Here is a 24,489-nt window from a genome sequence, read left to right on the forward strand (position 1 = left end):
CTGCCCCAAAGAGGGGCAGTTCATATCACAGCATCACAAGTAAGATAGTTGGGGCAAAAAAGAAGTTCTTAGTTTTTCTCGAAAGTAAGAGTATCCGTTCCTCCATTTCCTCCACTGATATCAATAAGTTCAATTCGGGTAGAAGACCTGGAAACAATATCCCAGTCGTCAGAAAGTTCTTCAAAATCGGGGGGTGCAGAAAAGAAAATATTAAAATCAATATCATCCATACTGTCGTAATCGTCATCATCTGAGCTGTCATCACTGGTTATCGACCATGTTCCGGTTATCATCGTACTTCCGTTTACGGCATCCAGACTCCCATCGGCATTAAAAGTGAAGGAGTAACCCGTATAATCACTGGTTTCATCAGTACCCGAATCCACATAGCTTGTAATACTCCAGCTTCCTGAGATTACCAAGTTGGAAACTGCCTGAACAGATTCTGAACTTGTTTGCATTTCTTCATCACTGTTATCAGAGGAACATGCATTGAGGACAATGGCCAGCCCCATTAAAGTGAAGTAAATAAAAGACTTTTTCATAGTTATTAAAGTTTAAGTGTTATTGTGATAAAAAAGGCAATGATCCCTACTGTTCTCGCTCCCTTTACAAATCAGGATCATTGCCGGGTATTCTCTTAAGGATTACAGGAACTCCTGAATTCCAGTTCATCGTCATTTGGCAGGCGAAGGTCTACTTCGAGTTCATCTCCATCCTGATCGAGTTCATGCAACATCCAGTCGTCATTGAAATCAGGCAAATCAGGAATATTGATAGTCACAGTAATCGCATTTTCAGATCCACTAGCCGACCAGGTTCCCGGAAAGCTTTCTGTGCTTGTATCAGCAGTTAAGGTACCGTCGCTGAGGAAAGTGAAGGTATAGCCTACATATTGCTCATCGAGGTCCATGTCATTACGTTCAAAATCCTTCACATACCAGCCATCACATCCGGTAATAAAATCGGAAAGTTGTTCTGTGGTACAATTGTCACAATCATCATCGTTGTAGTCGTAATCATCATCTTCATCACAATCATCCTTGGCGTCATCAATGACATCTTCGAGCTGGTCCAGATTCGCCACAGATACTTCGGTGCCGTCAGACAGCACAAGTGTAATTGGAAACTCCACATTTACTATTAAATCCTCATCGAGTTCTTCCAGGAAGAAATACAGATCCTCATCACTAGAAATAGTAATTGTATCAATTAATTCATTATTCGTATCAAATACAGAAACGGTAATAGGATAGGCGATATCGATACATTCAATATCATCATCGAATTCGTTTTCCCCTTCACAGTCATCGGCATAATTCTCAAATTCCTCTACGGAATTGATCGCTACTTCACTAAAGTCATTGAGAATTATAGTAATTGGGAATTCTATTTCAATGGTATCGTCATCATCATCAAATTCATCCAGAATATCCTCTACGGTATCGAGATCTTCTTCTGAATTAACAGTGATTTCCATTCCGTTAACTACAACTGTAAATGGAAATTCGAGGGAAAAGCAATTGGCCTGGTCTACGATGTTATCGTCTGAACCATCGTTCATCGCCGTCCTTTGCATTAAGTTTGCCACGGCAGAGTTGGCTTTGAGAACCTCGTCCTGAGGTCCTTCAATAAGGACTGATTCTTCCTCCCGGCATGAGGTTAAAAGCAGGGGGACGAACATTAATACGGTTAATAGTTTCAATACATTTTGCATAGCATACTAAGATTTAAATTAAACTGTTTACTAATAAAACAACTATGCAATCCTTTCTCCTGAAAAAAAACTTAAAATTTTAATTTCTACATTTAACGTATTAATAAGAGTTATGTTTTGAGCGAAGAGCTAAATCAAGATATCTGCGAAGAGGATACCTATAAACATCTTTACGATTCATACGCCACTGAACTGCACAACTACCTGTACTACAAATTTGGTGAAAGCTGCAATCCCAATGACAAGACCCAGGATGCCTTTATTAAGTTATGGGAAAACTGTAAAAAGGTACTCTTTTCCAAAGCCAGGGGTTTTCTTTATAAAGTAGCGAACAATATGGTTCTCAACGACCTGAAACATCGCAAAGTGGTGTTGCGTTACCAGAAAGAGAAACCCATTGATCGCACTAATGAAAATCCGGAATTTCTTATGGAAGAGGAGCAGTATTTTAAAAAATACCAGCAGACGCTGGCTAAACTTACAGAAGAACAGCGTGTAGCCTTTATGCTCAACAAAGTGGAGGGAAAAAAACACGAAGAGATTGCTCAATTATTAGGAGTTACACGAAAAGTTGTTGAATACCGAATTTATTCAGCATTTAAGGTGCTTAAAGAGGAATTGGAAAATTTTCGGATAAAATAATCAGGAAAAACGGCGATAAGGTTGTTATATAGATAGGTAAAAGAAATATGGATCAGAATTCCTTATTAGAAAAGTGGTTGAATAACAGTCTTTCTGAGGCTGAAATGGAAACATTTCAGAAATCGGAGGACTATTCTTTTTACCAAAAGCTAATAGCTGATGCATCCTCTTTTAAGGCTTCCCATTTCTCGCAATTATCCAATTTTGAATCGCTCAAACAACGTCTTCCTGAAAAAGAAGTCATTGTAAGAAAGTTGAATCCCACAAGGTGGATCTTAAGAATAGCCAGTGTTTTTGTTCTGGGTTTTGCTTTGTTTTATTTTTTCCAATTCAAACCTGAGGTAAAAATTGAAACCCTGGCCGGTCAAAAAACCACTGTTGAGTTACCCGATGCATCCCTGGTTACTCTTAACGCCGTTTCTGAAATCACCTATTCTGCTAAAAAGTGGAAAAACAACAGATCGTTAACGCTAAAAGGAGAGGCTTTCTTCGATGTTGCCAAAGGGGCCAGGTTCGATGTGATCACTGACAAAGGATCGGTTTCAGTTTTGGGCACAGAATTTAATGTCAGACAGAGAGAAGAAAACTTTGAAGTGATTTGCTTCGAAGGGATTGTGAAGGTAGTTTCCGGAAATTTTACCGAAGAATTAAGAGCCGGGGAAAGACTGAGACTACATAAAGGCGAATTGATCAGGAGTAAATCTGCAATGGAAAGTCCACAATGGAATTCTGGGGTAAGCGACTTTATAGAATCTCCATTTATTGAAGTAATAGAAGAACTCGAAAGGCAGTATAATGTAGAAATAATCCTGAATGAAGTCTCCGGGGAAAGTCTCTTTACAGGAGGCTTTGTACACAATGATCTAGAAAATGCCCTGCGTTCTGTTACGGAACCCTTTGGCCTTAGCTTCAGTATTTCGGAAAACCAGCTGGTGACAATAAGCAAACGTGAAAATTAAGTGGTCTTCAATACTTGTAGTCCTGCTCTTGTGGTTCGGTACCACCGGATACTCTCAGGAAACAGATGACACCCTGCCTCTGCAGCAAGTACTCGAAGATATCACCAGTTCTCACGGATATCGCTTTAACTACGGCACAGCAACCATTAGAGATATTGAGGTAGTACCCCCGGATATACAATGGCCCATTGACAAAATTCTCAACTATCTCTCAGATCAAACCGGACTACTCTATTCTGAATTACCCAATAAATTCATTTCCATTCAAAAACCCGTAAAAACTATTTGTGGTTATATTAAAGACCGGAATACTGGTAAAACCCTTTCTTCTGCAACCGTTCAAAGCAGCCTTGGATCTGCCATATCGGACGAAAATGGATATTTTGAACTCGATATCAATGGAATATCAGATTTGATTTCTGTTCGATTTATAGGTTATCGAAATCATGAGGCTCCTACGGGTAAATCTGATTCGGCACCTTGCCTCAACATTCTTCTGATTCCCCAACAACTGGAACTTCAGGAAATTGTTTTGTACGACTTCCTAATCAAAGGAATAGACCAGCTCGACGATGGATCCTATCTTATAGATTTTGACCGCTTCAGTATTCTACCCGGTTTAATCGAGACGGATGTACTACAGGCCGTACAGGCTTTCCCCGGTATACAAAGTGTCAATGAGACTGTATCCGATATCAATATCAGGGGAGGGACTAACGATCAGAACCTACTGTTATGGGATGGGATTAAAATGTATCAATCAGGGCATTTTTTCGGCTTGATCTCTATGTTCAACCCCATGATCACCCAAAAAGTTGCACTGCGGAAGAACGGTACTCCGGCCTTTATGACAGATGGTGTTTCCGGTACCATTTCAATGGAAACTTCAAATGAGATCAATGAGAAATTCAGTGGTTCCCTGGGTATGAATTTTATAGATGTCAGCGGTTTTGTCGATACCCCACTTGGAAATAACTCTTCCCTTCAGGTAGCTGGCAGAAAAGCAATTAATGATTTTGTTGAAAGTCCGACCTATACAGAGTATTTCTCAAGAATTTCACAGGATACTGAGGTTGAAAACAATACTATCAATGTGGTTAATTCTGATAAAACCTTTGATTTTTACGACACCTCCTTAAGATGGCTATGGCATCCTTCCTCCAGGGATCGGGTTCGATTAAATTTTATCCTTGCCAGAAATGAACTCGTCTTTAATGAAAATACGGATATTGATAATGCACCTGTTACACGGGAAAGCAGCCTTATTCAGGGAACGATTGCAGGAGGTTTTAACTACCGGCGACAATGGTCTGAAAAAGTTAGTACGGAGCTCGACCTATACAATACCGACTACAATCTGAAAGCTATTAATGCCAATATTGAGGCAGATCAACGCTTTCTTCAGGAAAATAAGGTTTCTGAAACGGCAGCCAGAATCAATACAACGATCCGCCTGACCAACCTATTGCACTGGATATCAGGGTATCAATTCACTGAGACCAAAGTAACCAATCTTGACGATATTGACGACCCTGTTTTTAGAAGACTGGAGGGAAATGTCCTCCGTGTGCACAGTGGTTTCACATCTCTTGGGCTTTTTTCTGAAAACAGAACTACCAGTGCACGTCTTGGACTTCGATTTAATTACCTGGACAAATTTGATCGCAAATTATATGAGCCAAGACTGAGTATTAATCACCGCTTTGCAAAATGGTTTAACATTGAAATTCTGGGCGAGTCTAAAAATCAGTATACCTCTCAGGTGATCAACTTTCAAAATGATTTTTTAGGTATTGAAAAACGGCGCTGGCAGTTGTCTGATGAAATTGAAATTCCCGTCATAACAAGTAATCAGGCGTCCGCAGGTCTGAGTTTTAACAGATCAGGCTGGTTGGCGAATATCGTGGGCTTTTATAAAGAAGTGGATGGAATTACGGCCCAAAGTCAGGGATTTCAGAATCAATATGAATTCACCAAAGCCCAGGGAAGCTATACCGCTACAGGAATGGATGTATTAGTTCGCAAACAATTTAAAGACATAAATACATGGCTGAGCTATTCCTATCTGGACGCTGAGTATAATTTTACGGAGCTGCCAGAAAGAGTTTTTCCCAGTAATTATGATATCACCCATAGCCTGACCTTCGGCCTAGCCTATCAAAATGATCATTTGCGTCTTGCTGCGGGATGGAACTGGCGCACAGGTAAACCCACAACTCAACCTGACGACACTACTCCCGTAGTAAATAATACCGTGAATTTTCAAGCCAGTAATTCAGATCGTTTTCAGGATTATATGCGTGTCGATTTATCTGCTTTATATGCCTTTACCCCAGGTTCCGGGACAAAAGCCCAGATAGGGTTTTCTGTTTGGAATCTGTTAAATCGGGAAAATACAGTTAGCAGATTTTACCGGCCTAATAGCCTTGATGAAGCTAATGCCTTTTCACAAAACTCCCTGGGTATTACCCCCAATGCCGTATTCAAACTAAGCTTTTAAAGTGTAAAATTGGTGAAGATCAGCGGAGAATGACACAACTTAAAACACTCCCTTTTTCCTCATCACCTATATTTGCATTTATTATTTATCATAATTCGCAAAACTGAAAATTAGGTCAACCATGCTCCATTGGGCAATTTTTACAGAGAATTCAACCCGGATAACCAGCTTGGTGGATAAGTTGCTCAACGGACCACTGCCCGAAGGTTTCGAGTCACTAGAGGACAAGAAAGGTGCCCTTTTCTCCACTGCCGAAATTCAGAAATGGATGGATGAGGAGCGAAGACACGATCGTAAAATACTGACCAGAAACCAAGCTCAAAGCCTTCAGTCCATGTCGAGCGGGGAACGTAAAAAAGCACTTTTTACGCATATTTTATCTGAAAAGCCTGAATACCTTATCCTGGATAACCCTTTTGAAAACCTCGATCAGTCTGCACGAGCGGAGTTATTAATGAAGATTAATGACTTATCCCAAACAACCAGTCTTATCCAGATCCTGAGTCGTATAGATGATCTACTACCTCAAATTAGCAAGTACGCCTTATGGCAAGATCAGGAACTTCAATGGACAAGTGAAATTCCGATAAACTCCGCGACCAGTTCAGAAGAGAAGGAATTTTTTCAATATGATCTGCCCAGATCCTTCCAAAGTAATTCTTATCAACAAGAGAATTTGGTAGAATTAAAGAATGTCTCTGTTGCTTTTAAGGACAAGGCGGTACTCAAGAATATATCATGGAAGATATCAAGGGGAGATTTTTGGGAGTTAAGGGGAGCCAATGGCAGTGGAAAGACCACTTTATTGTCTTTAATCACAGGTGACAGCCCCAAGGCATACGGGCAAGACATTATGCTTTTCGGCCAGAAAAAAGGAAGCGGAGAAAGTGTGTGGGATATTAAAAAGCATATCGGCTACATCACCCCTGCCCTCACCGACAGTTTCAGAGGATACCACAGCCTGGAAAATATGCTGATCTCCGGCCTGGTAGATTCTATCGGACTCTACACCCGCCCCACGGAACAACAAAAAAGTCTGGCCAGAGACTGGCTCAGATTACTGGGTCTCGGAAATCACAAGGACACATACTTTCACGATCTGAGTAAAGGACAACAAAGACTGATCATGTGCGCCAGGGCCATGATTAAACAACCGCTATTGTTGATTCTCGATGAGCCCACTGCCGACCTCGATGACCAGGCAGCCAAATTGGTGGTACATCTGGTCAACAAATTGGGAAAAGAAAGTACAGTAGCTATCGTTTTTGTCTCTCACAGAAGAGAACCAGGTTTGAGACCTAAATCAATTATGGAATTGATTCCTACAAATCAGGGGTCAATTGCTAAAATTTTGTCGTAATCTCTTATTTTACTATTTTAAAGAAATTTCGTTCAAATATGCCTTACACATTAGAATATCGTGTTCTTCCTAAATACCTTGAAGTGCACATTAAGGGCACCTTACTACCCGGAAAGGAGTTAAAGGAAGCTGTAGAACGATGGTCCAAAGTAGCGGAGCTTTGTAAGCAAGAGGATAGAAATTTAATTTTAGCCCTTATCGATCTGGAAGGTCAGCATTCTACTAGTTCCAAGTTCAACCTGGTGGATGCAGCTTCCACCTTTGGATGGCAACCCGACTATAAATTATCAGTGGTAGTAAAAACGGACAAGCAATTTCAACACCTGTCTTTTACAGAAACAGTGATGACTAATCTGGGATATGAAATGAAACTCTTCACGAATAAACGGGAGGCCAGGAAATGGTTGTTGACCTGATATTTTTGAATATATAGAATAATTAAAAAACCGCTCAGTGAGCGGTTTTTTAATTCAAAACTTAATTCTTTCTCGTGATCTTCTCTTTTAGTGTGTCGAACATCACCGGGGTAGCAATGAATAATGATGAATAAGTACCCACAATGATACCTACTATCATGGCAAACATAAAGCCCCTGAGGGTTTCGCCTCCAAAAATAAAGATAGACAACAGTACCACTAAGGTAGTTAAAGAGGTATTCAGTGTCCTGCTCAAAGTACTGTTCAGGGCCTCATTGATGTTGATACCTGCATTAAATCCTTTTTCAGCTACAATCTCCCGGATCCGGTCGAATACAACCACCGTATCATTCAGAGAGTAACCAATTACGGTTAGTATGGCTGCAATAAAAGCCTGATCTATTTCCATGCTAAAAGGCATGAAGGGACTAAAGAAAGAAAAGACCCCTAATACGATAAGTACATCATGGAATACAGCCGCAACCGCACCCAGAGAGAATTGCCATTTCCTGAATCGCAAGAGAATGTAAAGAAATACTACAGCCAGGGAGCCAAAGACTGCCCATACTGCGTTCTTTTTAATATCATCGGCAATGGTAGGTCCGACCTTTCTGTACTTCATTACCCCGATATCCTCGTTGGTTCCCCCGGGAACAAAATCCTCATACGAAGCTCCGTCAGGAAAATATTTTTGAAGTGTAGTGAACAATATTCCTAAAATCTCATCATCTACTTCGGTTCCCTGCACGTCTACCTTGTATTTGGTGGTAACCATAATCTGATTGGCATCCCCAAAGGTTTTGGCACTGGCGCTTCCCAGGGCAGCGGTAAGGTCGGCAGTTATTTCCGAGGGACTAACAGGGTCCACAAATCGGATCTGATAGTTCCGCCCTCCTACAAAGTCGACCCCCTGATCTAAACCACGGGTAGTTAGAGAAACGATTCCTGAGATCACAATGATCCCTGAGATGACATAGGCAATCTTCCTTTTACTCAAGAAATTGATGTTCATATTGGTGAACAGATTCTTAGTAATAGCCGTTGAGAAGGTAAGTGTTCTCCCTTTTCCTGAGATATACCAATCCACAAGGAGTCTGGTAATAAATATGGCAGTAAAAAGAGAGGTAAGGATACCGATGATCAGGGTGGTGGCAAAACCTTTAATTGGTCCTGATCCAAAAACCAGGAGTATCAATGCTGTTAAACCTGTAGTGATATTGGCATCGAGAATGGATGACAAAGCATTGTTAAATCCGTCGTTAATCGCCTGGCCTTTGCCTTTGCCTTTTTGTAGTTCTTCCTTGATCCTCTCAAAGATGAGTACGTTTGCATCAACCGACATACCTATGGTTAATACAATACCTGCAATACCGGGTAAGGTAAGAACAGCCCCCAAGCTTGCCAGTACACCAAAGATGAGCACGATGTTAAATACCAAGGCTATATCAGCAAAAATACCTGCCTTCCCGTAGTAAAACAGCATCCAGATCAATACAAATATCATAGCGATCAGGAAAGAGGTAAAACCACTATCTATGGCTTCCTGCCCTAAGGAGGGGCCTACAACAAATGAGTCGATTATTTCAGCAGAAGCCGGTAACTTACCAGCCCGCAGTACATTGGCAATATCTTTAGTTTCATTAACGGTGAAGGTACCTGTGATTTCTGAACTACCTCCAGAAATTCCTCCTACCTGGGAAACTCCTGGTGCAGTATAGACCTTGTTGTCGAGAACGATGGCAATACCTGTATTATTCAGATTAGCCTCATTGGTGAGTTTTTCCCATTCCTTGGCACCGCGCACGTTCATATCCATTCCTACAGCAGGCCGGTTAAACTGGTCGAACTGGTCCCTGGCATCACTCACAACATCACCACTAATACGAGGGAGTGCGTCTCTATTCGATTTTAAGGCAAACAGAGAAGCCACCTCAGAATCCTGTGATGGACGTTCCCATAAAAATTTAGTGAATTGTACTTCTGAAGGGAGTAACCTTCTTATTTCGGGCATACGCAGCCAGGAACCGATTTCTGCGGTATCCTTTACTGCAGCGACCCCTATGGCAAAGCCCGGGCCGTTTAATTGTAGTTTCTCAAAAAGCGGGTTGCGCTCTGCGGTGAGGTCAAGGGAGTCCTGAGCCACATCCGAAAGCAGCGTATCTATCTCTGAAGCTTCTTTAACCTGTTCATCTGAAGTATCCTCCACCAGGGTTTTGAGCCTTTCATTTGCCTGAATAAAGAAGTTGATCAAACTCTGATTTCCCGGCTCGTAGGTCTCCCAGAATTCGAGCTGGGCCGTACTTGAAAGCAGGTCCTGAGCTCTGGCTATATCTCTTGCTCCTGGTAACTCTACCAGTATTCTTCCAGAAGTACCTTCACGTTGGATATTGGGCTGGGTGACCCCAAAACCATCAATACGTTCCCTCAGAACTTCAAAGGCAGAAACAATCGACTCGTCTATTTTCCTCCTGATAATCGGTTTCACCTGATCATCGGTCATCTGGAAATTAATCTCATCACTCAGGGCCTTATTTGCAAAGATATCAGGCGATGCCAGCTTGGTGTCACCCTTGATGTTATCAAAGGCATCAAAGAATAAGTCGAGGTAGGTATCGTCGCTGCTTTTTGAAGCAAGGTCAGCATCGGCCAGTGCCTTGTTAAAAACAGGGTTTTTAGTATTGTCTGCCAACCCTTTGAGGATATCCTTTACAGAAATCTGCAGCGTAACATTGATTCCACCTTTAAGGTCGAGCCCTTTATTAAGCTCCTTCTTTTTGGCATCTTTGTAGGAGGTGAATCCCAATACCGGATTATCCCCTATAGAATCAAGGTATCTGGCTTCCAGGGCTTCACGCTCTGCAACATAATCGTCTACGGTTGAAGGGATCTTTGCGGCGGCAAAAGATTCCGCCTCGTCCTCTAGTTTACTTGTAATGAAAGTGTAAGAAAGTTGATAAATACTTACAATCCCGAACAAAAAAGCAAAAAGCTTAATCAGTCCTTTATTCTGCATCTGAGTTTTGAATTAATTGATGGTATCCGTAAATAGCGTGCAAATATATCATTTCCAAGAGGAACTGACAATTTATTTAAATGATTTATAGGCGAAATACAGCCCTTTGTCAAAGATGAGTAAGACACCGGATAGGCCATAAAAAAAAGCGCTCCCGGGGAGGGAACGCTGTTTCTAATTCTGTGTTCTGCCCCTTAAACCTGTAAAAGGCCGTTGGTTTTTCTAACACCTTCGGCACTTGACTGCATTTTATCTTTTTCTGTCTGATCAAGTTCAATTTCAACAATCTTTTCGATCCCGTTTTTCCCGAGAATCACAGGTACTCCGATACAGATATCCTCAAGGTCATACTCTCCGTTCAGGAAAGTTGAACATGGGAAGAGCTTTTTCAGATCGCAGGCAATGGCCTGAACCAGTCCGGAAACGGCTGCACCCGGAGCATACCAGGCACTTGTTCCTAATAATTTTGTTAAAGTGGCACCCCCTACTTTGGTGTCTTCAACCACCTGAGCTAATCGATCAGCGGAAAGGAACTCGGAAACTTTTACACTGTTCCTGGTCGCGTGTCTTGCCAAAGGAACCATGCCAGTATCGCTATGTCCTCCGATCACCATACCATCCACATCCGATATAGGGGCTCCAAGGGCTTCTGCCAATCTGTATTTAAATCGTGCACTATCAAGAGCTCCGCCCATCCCGATGATTCGTTCTTTCGGGAGACCTGTAACCTTGTGTACCAGGTAAGTCATAGTGTCCATTGGATTACTCACAACAATCAGGATTACATTCGGCGAGTGCTCAATCAGGCTGGTGGCAACTGTTTTTACAATTCCCGCGTTGATCCCTATTAATTCTTCTCTCGTCATTCCCGGTTTCCTTGGAATCCCTGAGGTAATCACGGCAATATCACTTCCCGCAGTTTTTGAATAATCGCTTGTTGTTCCCGTAATTTTGGTGTCAAAACCGTTGAGGGAGGCAGTTTGCATCAGATCCATAGCCTTTCCTTCAGCAAATCCCTCCTTTATATCAAGAAGTACGACCTCCGAGGCAAAATCTTTAATAGCAATGTACTCTGCGCAACTTGCACCAACGGCACCCGCACCAACAACTGTAATTTTCATATTTGTGTTTTTTAGCTTGTTTTCAACTCTACGAATTAGCCGTAAACGCCTTATTTTACTGGACTTGTTTGTCGACTAAAAAGCGTAGCAAAAATAGGAAATTCTCTTGTACTAGACCGTCAGAAAGCAAGGATTATTTTTAATGATTTAAATTTTCTGATTAACATTCAAAGTGCTTTTTTTTAGATAGGGGGTGGTGACGTTCATCGAATTTATAGGTATGGAAGGTGCTGTTCGTCGAAAAATGGCAATACAGGCTTACTTTGGGGCGTTAGCTTCCTGCAACAGATCCCAAATCTAAAAACCTACATTTTGAAAAAGCTATTTTCCCTCATGGCTATTATCACCATTATTTCGGTGAGTAATTGTACCCGAATCCCCGAAAACAATGATCCCATAATCGGGATTTGGTCAAAAGTCGAATTTGCTGAAAACTCCGAAACCGGAAGGCAAACATATCGGCAAGAATGGATTTTCAACGACGTTTATCTGGGTCGATATCATTCTTACGATGGAAATCAGTTAACGGTTAAAACAGATTTTAGCTGGACACAGGACAAAGGCGTATACACTATTTCCTACCCGGGAACGGATATGCCCGCGCATCAGGTGAGCATGAAAAATTCGGACGAAGGAACAGTACTGGAGGATGTTCAGGGTAACATTCTTGCGCTCAAAGAATAAAGTATCCCCTGCTTTTTTTTATAAATGCAAAACAGCCTTCCGATTGGAAGGCTGTTTTATTTTGTATTCAACTATTTTTTTCTACCTGAAACCGAAGCTCAGACCAAAAGAAAAGTTATTGAATTCCGCTAAGGTATAATCAGCATGTAATCTGAAAAAGCCCAGCTTGAGTTTTGTACCCACGTTGGCTGTTACGCCGCTGGCATCTTTGTTTAAAGTAAAGGGATCTGTATAAGTTTCCTGAAATGGCCCTGATTGCACATCGTATGTACCGAGGATAGCTGTTTCAGATTTACCTGACAGATACCCCAGGCTACCGTAAAAATTGATTACCGGAAGCTTGGTTGAGACCACAGCCTGAAAAACCCAGGTATTGATCTTTGCATCAATTTTCTGATCAGAACCGGCAATGATACTGGTATCTGTAAAATCATAGGTACCGTTAATATGGGTATAACCAATAACACCGGAGATAGCTATAGGTAATATCTTATCCGCAGGCAGGTGCTTCGTAAATTCATGCTGAATCCCTACCCCATATAGACTAACAGCAACGTCGTCTGTATCTATTTTGGGAAGGAATCGGGCCTTGAGTTCAGTTCCTTTGATTAAGCCAACACTTCCCTGAATAAATCCCGAGGGGATAAAGTTGATATCCTCAGCGGCCAAACCAGAAGGGAGATCAAACTCTTCTCTGGAAGTTACACCGGGGGCAACTTCGGCCTCCACGAATACCCTCACACCTTCTATTTCTCCTAAAGCTGAAGAAACAGTTTTAGTGGTACTACCATCAACAAACTGAAGGTTTTGGTAGTCGGCTGTGTTCAGAACAAAGGTCTTTTTATCTTCCTTGTTTTTAAATCCGGTTATGTTCCCAATAACGGAAATTTCAAAGCCACCCAGGGGCTTGGCATCACCGGTATTGAACCAGGATCCGGATATACTGTAAATAGCCCCTTCTGATACAGGAGCGAGATAGTCGTTCATAAAGGTTTCAGCATCCTCCACCCCGGCTGCAAAAAGATCATTGACATCAGATTGTGCCTGAACGGTCAGTACACAAAATCCCATCATAGCAAGCAATAGATTTTTCATATCGATTAAATTTTGCCTAAAACTAAAAAACTCGCACCTGGGGTACGAGTTTTTGTTGTGTAATGCTCTTTTTTATGCATCAATGTTGGCATAAACCGCATTTTTCTCGATAAACTCCCTTCTGGGAGGTACTTCATCCCCCATCAACATGGAGAATATTCTGTCTGATTCTGTAGCATTGTCAATGGTGACCTGCCTTAGCGTCCTGAACTGAGGATTCATTGTGGTATCCCAAAGCTGTTCCGCATTCATCTCCCCGAGACCTTTGTACCGCTGTATGCTTACTCCGCCTTTATAGCTTTCTGCTATTTCGTCTCGTTCCTTATCATTCCAGGCATAGTTCTTCTTACTTCCTTTTTTCACAAGGTACAGAGGCGGGGTAGCTATGTAAACGTGGCCTGCCTCTATCAATTCCCTCATATAACGGAAGAAGAAGGTTAGGATCAGTGTTTCAATATGACTTCCATCCACATCAGCATCACACATGATAATTACCTTGTGGTAGCGGAGTTTTTCAAGATTCAAAGCCTTGCTGTCCTCTTCGGTTCCAATGGTAACACCCAGGGCAGTATAAATATTCTTAATCTCTTCATTCTCGAATACTTTGTGCTGCATGGCTTTCTCCACATTGAGGATTTTTCCCCTCAATGGCAGAATGGCCTGGAATTTACGATCCCGACCCTGTTTGGCCGTTCCCCCTGCGGAATCTCCCTCCACCAGGAATACTTCGCATAGGGCTGGGTCCTGTTCCGAGCAATCGGATAATTTTCCCGGCAACCCGCCTCCTGACATCACATTCTTCCGCTGAACCATTTCACGGGCCTTGGTAGCCGCATGACGGGCCTGAGCCGCAAGAATTACCTTCTGTACTATTATTTTGGCATCATCCGGGTTCTCTTCAAGATAGTTGGTCAGCATTTCTGATACTGCCTGACTAACCGCTGAGGATACTTCCCTGTTTCCCAGCTTTGTCTTGGTCTGACCTTCAAACTGAGGCTCCGCAACCTTTACAGAAACAATCGCGGTAAGGCCTTCCCGGAAGTCATCCCCCTGAATCTCAAATTTCAGTTTATCGAGCATTCCTGAAGCATCGGCATACTTCTTTAAGGTGGTCGTAAGCCCCCTTCGGAAACCCGATAAATGGGTTCCTCCTTCATGAGTGTTGATATTGTTCACATAGGAGTGAAGGTTTTCCGTATATCCGGTATTGTATACCATTGCTACTTCCACAGGGATATCGTTCTTTTCCCCTTCCATGGCAATGATATTCTGAATGAGGGATTCACGGTTCCCGTCGAGAAATCGGATAAATTCCTTCAGACCCTCTTCAGAATGGAAGACATCTGATACAAATTCGCCATCCTTATCTTTCTGCCTACGATCTGTTATGGTAATAGTAATCCCTTTATTCAGGTAGGCCAGTTCGCGCATTCTGTTCGAGAGCGTCTCATAACTGAATTCAATGGTCTGAGTGAAAATTTGCTCATCGGGATGAAAGGTTACCTCCGTCCCCCTGTCTTTAGTGGTGCCGGTACTTTTTACCGGATAAAGTGCTTTCCCTCTTTCGTATTCCTGTTCCCAGGTCTTTCCATCCCGGAAAACGGTAGCCTTAAGAGTGTTGGAGAGTGCGTTTACAACAGATACACCTACCCCGTGCAATCCACCGGAAACTTTGTATGAATCTTTGTCAAACTTCCCTCCGGCTCCAATCTTTGTCATGACAACCTCCAGGGCGGAAACACCTTCCTTTTTGTGGAGGTCCACGGGGATTCCCCGTCCATTATCCCTTACAGAAACGGAATTATCCTCGTTAATAATTACACTGATGGTATCACAATGACCTCCCATGGCCTCATCGATAGAGTTATCCACTACTTCATAAACCAGGTGGTGCAAGCCTCTTACGCCTACATCTCCAATATACATTGAAGGGCGCATTCTTACATGTTCTATCCCTTCAAGGGCCTGAATACTATCCGCTGAATATTTATTTTTCTTCTCTTCGCTCATAAAATCGATTAAAGTTTCTTTGTTGTTCAGGTTCTTATCGAACCATTCTTCACTAAAAGCAAAAACAATCCTGAAAGTTTCAAAATCTGATGGATTTATCTTCTTTAAAACCCCTTGGACTGTCTAAAATATTGCAATCTTACAAATATAAAGAAAAGCCCGTGAAATATAGGGATGAGGCAAGGTATAAGCTATGAAGTTATTAACATTTTAACAACAATTTACGACCATTTTAAGCGAGGTGTAAAAAATTAATTTTATATGATAATTATTAGGTTTTATTCCTGCATCTCAGATTAATTTTACACCTAATTAAAACTGCAGATCATGAGCGATTCCAGAGGTGTTTCTCTGAAACTGATGTCACATATTCAAAAGGTCGTCGATGTGCAAAGCAGGGTCATCTATTTCCTGCTTTGTATTATTTTTTCCTTTGGCCTTACCTATGCGATGTACGAACCTGGTCTTGATCAGGCACAGATCTATGTCCTTTTTCTCCTTTTTCTGGCCATCGGCCTATGGGTTACCGAAGCCATTCCGCCCTTTGCGGTTGGTCTGATGGTTTTTGGTTTTCTCATTTTTGCTATGAACAGCCATTATTCGGAGGTAGATCCGGATAATGTTCGCTCGCATTATATAGGTTACATTAATTCCTGGTCGAGCAGTGTAATCTGGTTGATGCTCGGCGGCTTTTTTATAGCCGAAGCTATGAGCAAGACCCAATTAGACAAAGTAGTTTTCCGGATAAGTATATCGCGGATGGGAACATCGCCTACTATGGTTCTCCTGGGACTGATGCTTACCACCTCCCTTTTCTCAATGATCATGTCTAATACGGCCACTACGGCTATGATGGTTGCTTCCGTATTGCCATTTCTTAATACCATTGACAAAAATGCGCCTATGTCCAAGGCTATTCTAATTGGCATAGCCGGGGCAGCAACTATCGGAGGGATGGGGACACTAATTGGATCACCTCCAAACGCCATCGCCGTTGAGGCTTTGAATAACCATGGTATCGACATTGGCTTCCTTGAATGGATGGTGATTGGTTTCCCCCTTGCTTTGATTCTTACGGTTTTGTTCTGGTATCTGCTTACCAGGAAATACATTGCCAAACAAGATAAAATTATAATCGCCATAGACGAGGATGTAACTCAGACCGATGATGAATCCTATCGGTTTGAAAAAATTAAAAAGCGTATCGTGATTGGGGTGCTGTGCCTCACCCTCCTTTTATGGTTAACCGAGAAATTGCATGGTATCCCGGCATCTGTAGTTTCCCTGCTCCCCATCATCCTACTGACGATGACAGGAATTGTCACAGCCGATGACGTTCGAAAACTCCCCTGGGATACCCTGATGCTCGTTGCGGGCGGACTGGCCCTGGGCTTGTCAATCAAAGAAACGGGACTTGCAGATTTTTACGTGGAAAAAATCGCACAATTCGATCTTAATTTTATCATCCTGGTGCTATTATTTGCCTTTTTAACAGTCTTTATGTCGAACGTGATGAGCAATACGGCTACAGCCACCGTTTTGATCCCACTGGGGATCATTCTTACCTATCAGAATCCCATTGTTCTGCCTCTGGTTATTGGACTATGCGCTTCAACAGCTTTGTTCCTGCCCATTTCAACTCCTCCCAATGCCATTGCTTACAGTACGGGACGACTTGAGCAAAAAGACTTCAGGTATGGCGGACTTTTATTGGGAATACTAGGTCCCCTGATCATTTGTGCCATCGTCTTAATCACCTTTGTATTCTTGTAAGGTATGGGCCAGACCGAAATCAAAGAAGCACCCTTTGGGGTGCTTCCTGCAAATTCAATACAAAACCTGATTCAATCATTGATCAGTTTCATTTAACATAGGCATCCTCATGCACCTGTGCCACGGCCCTTCCTGAGGGGTCGTTCATATTTTTAAATGCTTCATCCCATTCCAGGGCGATTTTAGTGCTACAGGCCACAGAAGCTTCCTGAGGCACGCACAACGCCGCAGCATCAGAGGGGAAATGCGACTCAAAGATGGAACGATAGTAAAATTCTTCCTTCGAAGAAGGGGTCTGAATCGGGAAACGAAATTTTGCATTGGCCAATTGCTCATCACTAATTTCTTTTGCAACCATTTCCTTTAGCGTATCAATCCAGCTATATCCTACCCCATCCGAAAATTGTTCTTTCTGTCTCCAGGCAACACTTTCGGGCAGATAGGATTCGAAAGCCTTTCGCACTACCCATTTTTCCATGCGTTCCCCATTGATCATTTTGTCTTTGGGATTGATCCGCATAGCGACATCCATGAATTCTTTGTCGAGGAAGGGAACTCTTCCCTCAATACCCCAGGCTGCCAGGGATTTATTTGCCCTGAGACAATCGTACATATGAAGTTTATCGAGTTTCCTAACGGTCTCTTCGTGGAATTCCTTTGCATTTGGTGCCTTGTGAAAGTAAAGATAGCCCCCGAATAATTCATCGGCTCCTTCCCCTGATAAAACCATCTTAATTCCCATGGATTTGATCACTCTGGCCATCAGGTACATAGGGGTAGAAGCCCTTATTGTAGTGATGTCATAGGTTTCCAGGTTGTAAATGACATCCTTAATGGCATCTAATCCTTCCTGGATCGTGAATTTAATTTCGTGGTGTACGGTACCGATCTGGTCTGCCACCTTTCTGGCCGCCGCAAGGTCGGGCGAGCCATCGAGTCCGACCGAAAAAGAATGTAGCTGAGGCCACCATGCCTCCGTGGTATCGTCAGATTCAATCCTCTTCTGTGCGAATTTTTTGGCAATGGCCGATGTGACAGAAGAATCCAATCCGCCGGATAAAAGAACACCATATGGCACATCCGACATCAATTGACGATGTACTGCTGCCTCCAGGGCTTCGCGAATTTCTTCAATACTGGTTTGGTTGTCTTTAACGGCATCGAATTCCATCCAATCGCGCGAATACCATCGTTTTAATTCCCCGTCATCACTGTGCAGGTAATGCCCGGGAGGAAATAATTCGATCTTGGTGCATGTCCCTTCAAGCGCTTTTAATTCTGAGGCAACATAGAAAGTACCGTTCTTGTCCCATCCCATGTACAAAGGGATAATTCCCATATGATCCCGGGCCACAAAATAGGAGTCATTTACAGAATCGTAAATCGCAAACCCGAAGATACCATTCATCTCATCGAGAAAGGCAGGACCTTTTTTCTGATACAAGGCTAAGATCACCTCACAATCCGATTCGGTTCTGAACTGATACTTTCCTTCAAATTGCTTCCTTAACTCACGATGATTATAAATTTCACCATTGGCCGCCAAAACAAGTGTCCCGTCTGGACTAAGCAAGGGTTGCTTGCCCGAGGCCGGGTCAACTATCGCCAGTCGTTCATGAGCAAGGATAGCCTTGTCATCTGAATAAATACCGCTCCAATCCGGACCGCGATGCCTGACCTTTTTGGACATTTCCAATAACTGAGGCCTTAACACTTCACTACTTTCCTTAATATCAAAGGCACAAACAATTCCGCACATACTATTCTACATTAGATTTAGATAGGCAAAGATGAAGCAATACTTTTAATTATAAAATATAAGAAGGGTAAATAGTTTCAATTCATAACTTAAAACGTATTTTTTACTACTATTTAACATGTATTCATCTCTAATGAATTACTTTACCCTAAAATTGTAAGATGTGAAAATTTTAACGACTCTTTATAAAAATGCGACGTTTGAAGCCATTAGCTTTGAAGGAACTAAAAATCGATACTTATGAAAAATTTACTTACACTTACTTTAATGGTATGCGCCCTGGTATTTTCAGGTAATGCCATTGCACAGGATTTTAGCGGAATGGATAAAAGCCCGATGGACATGGCTTCTTTTCCCTCAGATTACAAAAATTCTGACAAGGCTGTCAGAGTGATCTACAGCAGACCTCAACTTAAAGGCCGTTCTCTCGACGACCTCGCTCCGGCGGGCAAGGTGTGGAGAACGGGTGCCAACGAAGCGGCAGAAATCACATTCTACAAAGGTGCTACCATTGGTGGTCAAAAAGTTGATGCGGGTACATATTCGCTCTTTACCGTTCCCGGAGAAGACGGATGGACAGTCATCCTTAATAAAAACCTGAATCAGTGGGGATCATATTTCTACGATGATTCCGGAGATGTTGCAAGAGTTAAAGGGATGGTATCCAACGCATCCGATTCACTGGAGGCATTTTCGATGACTTTCAAAGAAGTTGATAACGGTGTTCACCTTATTATGGGCTGGGGAACCACCCGTGTTGCAGTACCTATTTCTTTTGTAATGTAAAATCAAATAAAGAATTAAAAAGCCGAAGCGGACTGCTTCGGCTTTTTTTATTCTCGCCTATTTCATTTGAACCCCATTTATAATGACTTTTTCCGCCTCCAGATCGGGGATTTTTTCCAGTGGTATTTCCATTATGTCCTCACTTAAGATGACGAAATCGGCCACTTTTCCTACTTCCAGACTTCCTTTCTCATCTTCTTCAAAATTTGAGTAGGCTGCCCACAGGGTCATTCCTTTCAGGGTTTCTTCCCTCGATAAGGCATCGTTCATCTGAAAGCCTCCTTCCGGATACCCCTCTAAGTCTTTCCTTGCCACTGCGGCATAGAAGGTGAGGAACGGACTTACTTTCTCCACCGGGAAATCGGTTCCCAGGGCCACCATCCCGGCCTTGTCCAGCAATGTTTTAAAGGCATATGCTCCTATCACCCTTTCTGGCCCCAACCTGTCTTCTGCCCAGTACATATCACTTGTTGCATGAGTGGGTTGGATTGATGGAATTATTCCTTCTTTAAAATAATCAAAGTCTTCAGCAGAAATAACCTGTGCATGTTCAATTTTCCAGCGCCTGTCGTCTTTCCCAGCAAGTGCCTTTTTGTACGCCCTTAGGACTGCGATATTAGCTGAATCTCCTATCGCATGAGTATTCATCTGGTAATCGGAAGCTGCAATACGCATGGCCAATGCTTCAATATCTTGCACAGGAGTAACCATGGCTCCGAAATGCCCTGGCTGGTCTGAATAGGGCTCCCTTAAAGCAGCTCCCCTTGAACCCAATGCCCCATCTCCATAGACTTTTACCGATCGTACATTGAGTCGGTCTGTCTTTACAATTCCTTTCTTAAGGAAGTGATCTACATTTTCAGGAGAGTTGCTCACCATGGCATATACCCTTATCGATAATTCTCCTTCCTGCTGCAGGCTGTCTATGAGCTCTATGGTACCTTTCATGAGTCCGGCATCATTTACTGTGGTAAGGCCATACTCCAGACAGAGTTCTTCCGCATCTTTCAATGCCTTTATGTTCATTTCCCTTGTTGGGGGAGGGATTATTTTGTCGATCATGGCCATGGGGTTATCTACCAGTACCCCGCTAATCTTTCCATTCTTTTTGATGATCTCACCTCCCTGAACTGTAGTTGCTTCGGTAATCCCTGCTAAGTCAAGTGCTTTTTGATTCACTAGATATGCATGCCCGTCAACTCTTTCAAGGGCCACAGGGATATCAGGAAAAAGCGCATCCAGCTCTTCTTTGGTTGGAAATTCTTTTACTTCCCAGTCGTTCTGGTCCCATCCCCTGCCCTGGATGAAGTTCGAAGGATTCTGGTCCTGAAATTCTTTTACCCGCTCCAATACTTCTTCATAGCTACCGGTTCCCACCAAATCTACTTTTAATTGGTTCAGGCCTAAACCGTAAAAATGACAATGTGCATCTATGAGTCCGGGTATAACCGTTTTCCCACCGGCATCGATGACTTTATCCCCCTGGTACTTTCCCTGTATTTCTTCATTAGTACCTACAGCGATGATCTTACCCCCACTAACCGCCAGGGCTTCAGCCGTATCAAAAGATTCATTTACGGTATAAATGTGGGCATTGATCAGCAGTAAGTCTGCCGGTTCGCCTGCAGTCTCGCAGGCAAATAATGCTGCCAAGCAGGCGAAGAAAAGTACTTTTTTCATAAGGTGATAATTTGGAATCAGATTAGGAACCCGATTGAATTAAGCAGACCAAAAATAATGAAATCAGGTCAATCCGAATGTGAATAGGGGTCCGAACTATTTTCTGGGACCTTTCCCTTTTTTCTCCCTGATCTTTACATAGATAAGCTTCTTCCTCCCTTTGGCATCTTCTCGCCTGTCTATTTCGAATTCTCCCAGGGCACTAATCAGGGGTGTAAGTTTCTGATACCCGTAATTCCTGGAGTCGAAATTGGGTTGTTTTTTCTGCAGCAGACTACCTACGTCTCCCAAAAAGGCCCAGCCGTCATCATCAGCCACATCATCTACTGTATCTGTTATCAACTGAATATCTTTCCGGGTAATTTTATCTACACCACTCTTTTTATCAGCCTTGCTGCCTTCAGAATCCACCGAGCTTTCCTCCGATTGCTTTTTCAGGATCTCGATATAGATAAATTTATCACAGGCCACGATAAACGGATTGGGTGTTTTTTTCTCCCCGATCCCAAATACCTGCATTCCTGCTTCCCTCAATCGTGTGGCAAGGCGGGTAAAATCGCTGTCACTGCTCACCAGGCAAAACCCATTGACCTTCCCGGAATACAGAATATCCATGGCATCGATGATCATGGCCGAATCGGTTGCATTTTTACCGGCTGTGTAACCGTACTGTTGGATGGGGGTAATAGCGTTCTCCAATAAAACATTCTTCCATTTTCCCAGACGTGGGTTGGTCCAGTCGCCATAAATTCTTTTAATAGTGGGATTACCATACTTAGCAATCTCTTCCATCATTTCCTTTACATAGGCTGATGGGATATTATCTCCATCTATCAGCACAGCTAAATTTATATCCATATTTTAATTTTAGTAAAGGTCGGTATTCTATTCTTAATTCCCCTTGTGGTTAAAATAATATCCGGACATAGGATAAATTGATGTTTAAGACAGGAAATCCGGATTTATAGGAATTACTCTTCAATTCAATTAAGTTTGATAGCATTCAAACATTCGGTCATGTCAAAATTAAATCTCGGAGTTTTAATCTTCGCAATTATATCCTTGCTATTTTTTTCTCAGTGTAAATTAAACAAGGAAAGTGTACTTATCCAGGATCTTTTTGAGCTTCGGATCTATAAGTTCGAAAATAAAACTCAGGAAGCAAAAATGGAGGAATTTCTCGAAAAAGCATTTATTCCGGCAATGAAAAGAAATAACATCCAGAATATAGGGGTGTTCAAACATCTGCCAGAGTATCAGGACAGCCTGAAACAGATCTTTGTTCTATACCCCATTCAGGCTTCTAGTCAGTTCGGACAAATATCAGAAACCATATATCAGGATTCTATCTTGCAAAAAGAAGGTGATATTTATATCAACACCCCATATAACGCCCCTCTATTTGAAAGACAGGAATTAATCCTGCTTAAACCATTTAAGGGAATGCCTTTTCTACGCCCGTCATCCCTCAAGGATGATAGAAGTGATCGTGTTTATGAGCTTAGAAGCTATGAATCTCCTTCTTATTCATTGTTGAGAAACAAAATAGAGATGTTTAATGAGGGAGGGGAAATTGAACTTTTTGAAGAACTTGGATTCAATGCCGTCTTCTATGCTGAAGTACTTGCAGGATCCCGGATGCCGAATCTTATGTATATGACCACCTTTAAAAATATGGAATCCAGGGATACATTGTGGAAGTCTTTTTTTGAAAGCCCACAGTGGAAAGTATTGGTCGATGATCCCTACTATGCTAACAATGTCAGTAAAGTGGACATATTTTTTCTTACTCCTACACCTTATTCTGATTATTGAGGACGTTTACTCCATCTTGGTGAGAATAAATTCCACCCGCCTGTTTTTTTGTCTTCCATCCGGGGTAGTATTATCAGCAACGGGAAGGCTTCCACCATGCCCTTTCCATGAAATTCGCTCTGGAGAAAGACCTAACTCTGTAAAATAGTTCACCACTGCCTTACATCGGTTCCCCGATAATTTCATGTTGTAGGCCGGAAGGCCGATAGTATCTGTATGCCCATGGATAATAATATGCAGACTGGGATCTTCTACCAGAAAATCATAGGTATTTTTCAGGTAAACCTTCGCTGAATCGAGGAGCAGGTATTCATCGAAATCGAATAGTACATGCTGGAAAAGGTGAGGTGTATTAAGACTTGGAGGACCGTCCGTTGGTTGCTCAGCAGCCAAAGTATTGGTGGCCTTTGTGTTATTTGAAATAAGGGAAACCATATCCACATAGTAATAGGCTCCCTGTTTGGCACCTTTTTTAATTAGAAATTTGCGGGTTCTGGCGTTGCTTTTAAAGTTTCCCAGGGTCATATACTCTTCATTCCCTTTCGCGATATACGTAGTTGAGACCAGCATCCACTCCTTTTTGTCATTCGCAAAATGCGAGTAGCCTATTTCCAAATAAGAAAACTTATTGCCAGTATCTGAGAATAAATGCTTTTTGGACATTTCCTTCTTAATCTCAAAATTGAATGGTTTATCTGAAAATACAACCCCGAATTCGTTGATTGCAAAGTCTGATCGTTCTGCCAGGCTTACAAAAAAACTCAATTCGTAAACTTCATCTTTAATCAGAGGTGTAGTCAGTTTAGCCTGCATGTATTCCCGGTAATCGTTTGGCGCATAGAGATAAAAGCCGGCATATCCCTGGCCAAAATCGGCGATCTGGGTACCATTGAAATTCTTTGGGGTGCCCATAGCCTCACTACAGGCGTGAAAATAATCAGTAGAACCCAGAGAGGGTGTGCTCCAGCCTATCACATCAGAATTAAAATTCCCGAGTTTTTCCGGACAGGATGTATGCTCTTCAAAACTGGGATTCACTACCAGGTTTTGGGCACCGCAAATCCACAGGCCAAAAAGGACCATACAAACACTGGTAAAATATCTCAACTTACGCATGGGCAGGGTTTCCCGTTTATCGTCCTGATAAATTTAAGGAAAG

General features: G+C 42.4%; 19 protein-coding genes. 9 read left to right on the forward strand and 10 right to left on the reverse strand.

Annotated features, from left to right (window positions below; all coding sequences use genetic code 11):
- Window positions 1–68: 68 nt before the first annotated feature.
- Both AB8P51_RS11505 and AB8P51_RS11510 read right to left on the reverse strand, forming a co-directional pair.
- Window positions 69–545, reverse strand: coding sequence for a hypothetical protein (locus AB8P51_RS11505; RefSeq protein WP_369748972.1), 477 nt, complete (start codon window positions 543–545; stop codon window positions 69–71).
- A gap of 95 nt (window positions 546–640) precedes the next feature.
- Window positions 641–1,717 carry a hypothetical protein gene (locus tag AB8P51_RS11510; protein WP_369748973.1) on the reverse strand — a complete coding sequence of 359 codons (1,077 nt, stop codon included), beginning with the start codon at window positions 1,715–1,717 and terminating at the stop codon, window positions 641–643.
- A gap of 117 nt (window positions 1,718–1,834) precedes the next feature.
- Between AB8P51_RS11510 and AB8P51_RS11515 the strand changes: the two genes are divergently transcribed.
- The 5 genes from AB8P51_RS11515 (at window position 1,835) to AB8P51_RS11535 (ending at window position 7,594) form a co-directional block, all read left to right on the forward strand.
- Window positions 1,835–2,359 carry an RNA polymerase sigma factor gene (locus tag AB8P51_RS11515; RefSeq protein WP_369748974.1) on the forward strand — a complete coding sequence of 175 codons (525 nt, stop codon included), beginning with the start codon at window positions 1,835–1,837 and terminating at the stop codon, window positions 2,357–2,359.
- Window positions 2,360–2,406: 47 nt separating this feature from the next.
- Window positions 2,407–3,318, forward strand: coding sequence for a FecR family protein (locus AB8P51_RS11520; protein WP_369748975.1), 912 nt, complete (start codon window positions 2,407–2,409; stop codon window positions 3,316–3,318).
- On the forward strand, window positions 3,308–5,818 hold the full coding sequence (locus AB8P51_RS11525; RefSeq protein WP_369748976.1) for a TonB-dependent receptor plug domain-containing protein: 2,511 nt from the start codon (window positions 3,308–3,310) through the stop codon (window positions 5,816–5,818). The genes AB8P51_RS11520 and AB8P51_RS11525 overlap by 11 nt, the downstream gene beginning before the upstream one ends.
- A 121-nt stretch (window positions 5,819–5,939) precedes the next feature.
- On the forward strand, window positions 5,940–7,178 hold the full coding sequence (locus tag AB8P51_RS11530; RefSeq protein ID WP_369748977.1) for an ATP-binding cassette domain-containing protein: 1,239 nt from the start codon (window positions 5,940–5,942) through the stop codon (window positions 7,176–7,178).
- Between the two features lie 38 nt (window positions 7,179–7,216).
- Window positions 7,217–7,594 carry a hypothetical protein gene (locus AB8P51_RS11535; RefSeq protein ID WP_369748978.1) on the forward strand — a complete coding sequence of 126 codons (378 nt, stop codon included), beginning with the start codon at window positions 7,217–7,219 and terminating at the stop codon, window positions 7,592–7,594.
- 61 nt (window positions 7,595–7,655) lie between these two features.
- On the opposite strand, the gene secDF is transcribed toward AB8P51_RS11535, so the two are convergent.
- Entirely contained in the window at window positions 7,656–10,607 is a 2,952-nt protein-coding gene (secDF, locus tag AB8P51_RS11540; protein ID WP_369748979.1) for a protein translocase subunit SecDF, read from the reverse strand.
- Window positions 10,608–10,801: 194 nt separating this feature from the next.
- Window positions 10,802–11,728: a malate dehydrogenase gene (mdh, locus tag AB8P51_RS11545; RefSeq protein ID WP_369748980.1), complete on the reverse strand. Its 927-nt coding sequence runs from the start codon at window positions 11,726–11,728 to the stop codon at window positions 10,802–10,804.
- A gap of 312 nt (window positions 11,729–12,040) precedes the next feature.
- On the opposite strand from mdh, the gene AB8P51_RS11550 reads away from it, so the two are divergent.
- Complete coding sequence (locus AB8P51_RS11550) at window positions 12,041–12,412, forward strand: hypothetical protein (protein ID WP_369748981.1); 372 nt, start codon at window positions 12,041–12,043, stop codon at window positions 12,410–12,412.
- A gap of 81 nt (window positions 12,413–12,493) precedes the next feature.
- Here AB8P51_RS11550 and AB8P51_RS11555 read toward each other — a convergent pair whose 3' ends face one another.
- Both AB8P51_RS11555 and gyrB read right to left on the reverse strand, forming a co-directional pair.
- The gene (locus AB8P51_RS11555) at window positions 12,494–13,507 is read right to left on the reverse strand and encodes a DUF6588 family protein (protein WP_369748982.1); all 1,014 of its coding nucleotides are present in this window, start codon (window positions 13,505–13,507) and stop codon (window positions 12,494–12,496) included.
- A 72-nt stretch (window positions 13,508–13,579) separates the two neighbouring features.
- Window positions 13,580–15,517, reverse strand: coding sequence for a DNA topoisomerase (ATP-hydrolyzing) subunit B (gene gyrB, locus AB8P51_RS11560; RefSeq protein WP_369748983.1), 1,938 nt, complete (start codon window positions 15,515–15,517; stop codon window positions 13,580–13,582).
- A 327-nt stretch (window positions 15,518–15,844) separates the two neighbouring features.
- Between gyrB and AB8P51_RS11565 the strand changes: the two genes are divergently transcribed.
- Window positions 15,845–17,290: a DASS family sodium-coupled anion symporter gene (locus tag AB8P51_RS11565; protein ID WP_369748984.1), complete on the forward strand. Its 1,446-nt coding sequence runs from the start codon at window positions 15,845–15,847 to the stop codon at window positions 17,288–17,290.
- A gap of 88 nt (window positions 17,291–17,378) precedes the next feature.
- Here AB8P51_RS11565 and asnB read toward each other — a convergent pair whose 3' ends face one another.
- Window positions 17,379–19,049 carry an asparagine synthase B gene (gene asnB, locus AB8P51_RS11570; protein ID WP_369748985.1) on the reverse strand — a complete coding sequence of 557 codons (1,671 nt, stop codon included), beginning with the start codon at window positions 19,047–19,049 and terminating at the stop codon, window positions 17,379–17,381.
- 240 nt (window positions 19,050–19,289) lie between these two features.
- Between asnB and AB8P51_RS11575 the strand changes: the two genes are divergently transcribed.
- Window positions 19,290–19,835, forward strand: a complete 546-nt coding sequence (locus AB8P51_RS11575; RefSeq protein ID WP_369748986.1) for a DUF2911 domain-containing protein — start codon at window positions 19,290–19,292, stop codon at window positions 19,833–19,835.
- A gap of 57 nt (window positions 19,836–19,892) precedes the next feature.
- Here the strand turns inward: AB8P51_RS11575 and AB8P51_RS11580 are convergent, their stop codons facing one another.
- Both AB8P51_RS11580 and AB8P51_RS11585 read right to left on the reverse strand, forming a co-directional pair.
- Window positions 19,893–21,515 carry an amidohydrolase gene (locus tag AB8P51_RS11580; protein ID WP_369748987.1) on the reverse strand — a complete coding sequence of 541 codons (1,623 nt, stop codon included), beginning with the start codon at window positions 21,513–21,515 and terminating at the stop codon, window positions 19,893–19,895.
- A gap of 96 nt (window positions 21,516–21,611) precedes the next feature.
- On the reverse strand, window positions 21,612–22,373 hold the full coding sequence (locus AB8P51_RS11585) for an NYN domain-containing protein (RefSeq protein WP_369748988.1): 762 nt from the start codon (window positions 22,371–22,373) through the stop codon (window positions 21,612–21,614).
- Between the two features lie 159 nt (window positions 22,374–22,532).
- Here AB8P51_RS11585 and AB8P51_RS11590 point away from each other — a divergent pair, with 159 nt between their 5' ends.
- The gene (locus AB8P51_RS11590; RefSeq protein ID WP_369748989.1) at window positions 22,533–23,330 is read left to right on the forward strand and encodes an NIPSNAP family protein; all 798 of its coding nucleotides are present in this window, start codon (window positions 22,533–22,535) and stop codon (window positions 23,328–23,330) included.
- A gap of 6 nt (window positions 23,331–23,336) precedes the next feature.
- On the opposite strand, the gene AB8P51_RS11595 is transcribed toward AB8P51_RS11590, so the two are convergent.
- Window positions 23,337–24,446 carry an OmpA family protein gene (locus tag AB8P51_RS11595; protein WP_369748990.1) on the reverse strand — a complete coding sequence of 370 codons (1,110 nt, stop codon included), beginning with the start codon at window positions 24,444–24,446 and terminating at the stop codon, window positions 23,337–23,339.
- Window positions 24,447–24,489: the final 43 nt, after the last annotated feature.

Source organism: Muriicola sp. SD30 (assembly GCF_041205185.1).
In the GTDB taxonomy this organism is placed as follows: domain Bacteria; phylum Bacteroidota; class Bacteroidia; order Flavobacteriales; family Flavobacteriaceae; genus Muriicola.

Coding starts and splice junctions, on each gene's coding strand:
- AB8P51_RS11555 (WP_369748982.1), bottom strand. CDS start 13,507: ATGAAAAATCTATTGCTTGCTATGATGGGATTTTGTGTACTGACCGTT.
- mdh (WP_369748980.1), bottom strand. CDS start 11,728: ATGAAAATTACAGTTGTTGGTGCGGGTGCCGTTGGTGCAAGTTGCGCA.
- AB8P51_RS11585 (WP_369748988.1), bottom strand. CDS start 22,373: ATGGATATAAATTTAGCTGTGCTGATAGATGGAGATAATATCCCATCA.
- AB8P51_RS11510 (WP_369748973.1), bottom strand. CDS start 1,717: ATGCAAAATGTATTGAAACTATTAACCGTATTAATGTTCGTCCCCCTG.
- AB8P51_RS11580 (WP_369748987.1), bottom strand. CDS start 21,515: ATGAAAAAAGTACTTTTCTTCGCCTGCTTGGCAGCATTATTTGCCTGC.
- gyrB (WP_369748983.1), bottom strand. CDS start 15,517: ATGAGCGAAGAGAAGAAAAATAAATATTCAGCGGATAGTATTCAGGCC.
- AB8P51_RS11590 (WP_369748989.1), top strand. CDS start 22,533: ATGTCAAAATTAAATCTCGGAGTTTTAATCTTCGCAATTATATCCTTG.
- asnB (WP_369748985.1), bottom strand. CDS start 19,049: ATGTGCGGAATTGTTTGTGCCTTTGATATTAAGGAAAGTAGTGAAGTG.
- AB8P51_RS11520 (WP_369748975.1), top strand. CDS start 2,407: ATGGATCAGAATTCCTTATTAGAAAAGTGGTTGAATAACAGTCTTTCT.
- AB8P51_RS11565 (WP_369748984.1), top strand. CDS start 15,845: ATGAGCGATTCCAGAGGTGTTTCTCTGAAACTGATGTCACATATTCAA.
- AB8P51_RS11530 (WP_369748977.1), top strand. CDS start 5,940: ATGCTCCATTGGGCAATTTTTACAGAGAATTCAACCCGGATAACCAGC.
- AB8P51_RS11505 (WP_369748972.1), bottom strand. CDS start 545: ATGAAAAAGTCTTTTATTTACTTCACTTTAATGGGGCTGGCCATTGTC.
- AB8P51_RS11535 (WP_369748978.1), top strand. CDS start 7,217: ATGCCTTACACATTAGAATATCGTGTTCTTCCTAAATACCTTGAAGTG.
- AB8P51_RS11595 (WP_369748990.1), bottom strand. CDS start 24,446: ATGCGTAAGTTGAGATATTTTACCAGTGTTTGTATGGTCCTTTTTGGC.
- AB8P51_RS11575 (WP_369748986.1), top strand. CDS start 19,290: ATGAAAAATTTACTTACACTTACTTTAATGGTATGCGCCCTGGTATTT.
- secDF (WP_369748979.1), bottom strand. CDS start 10,607: ATGCAGAATAAAGGACTGATTAAGCTTTTTGCTTTTTTGTTCGGGATT.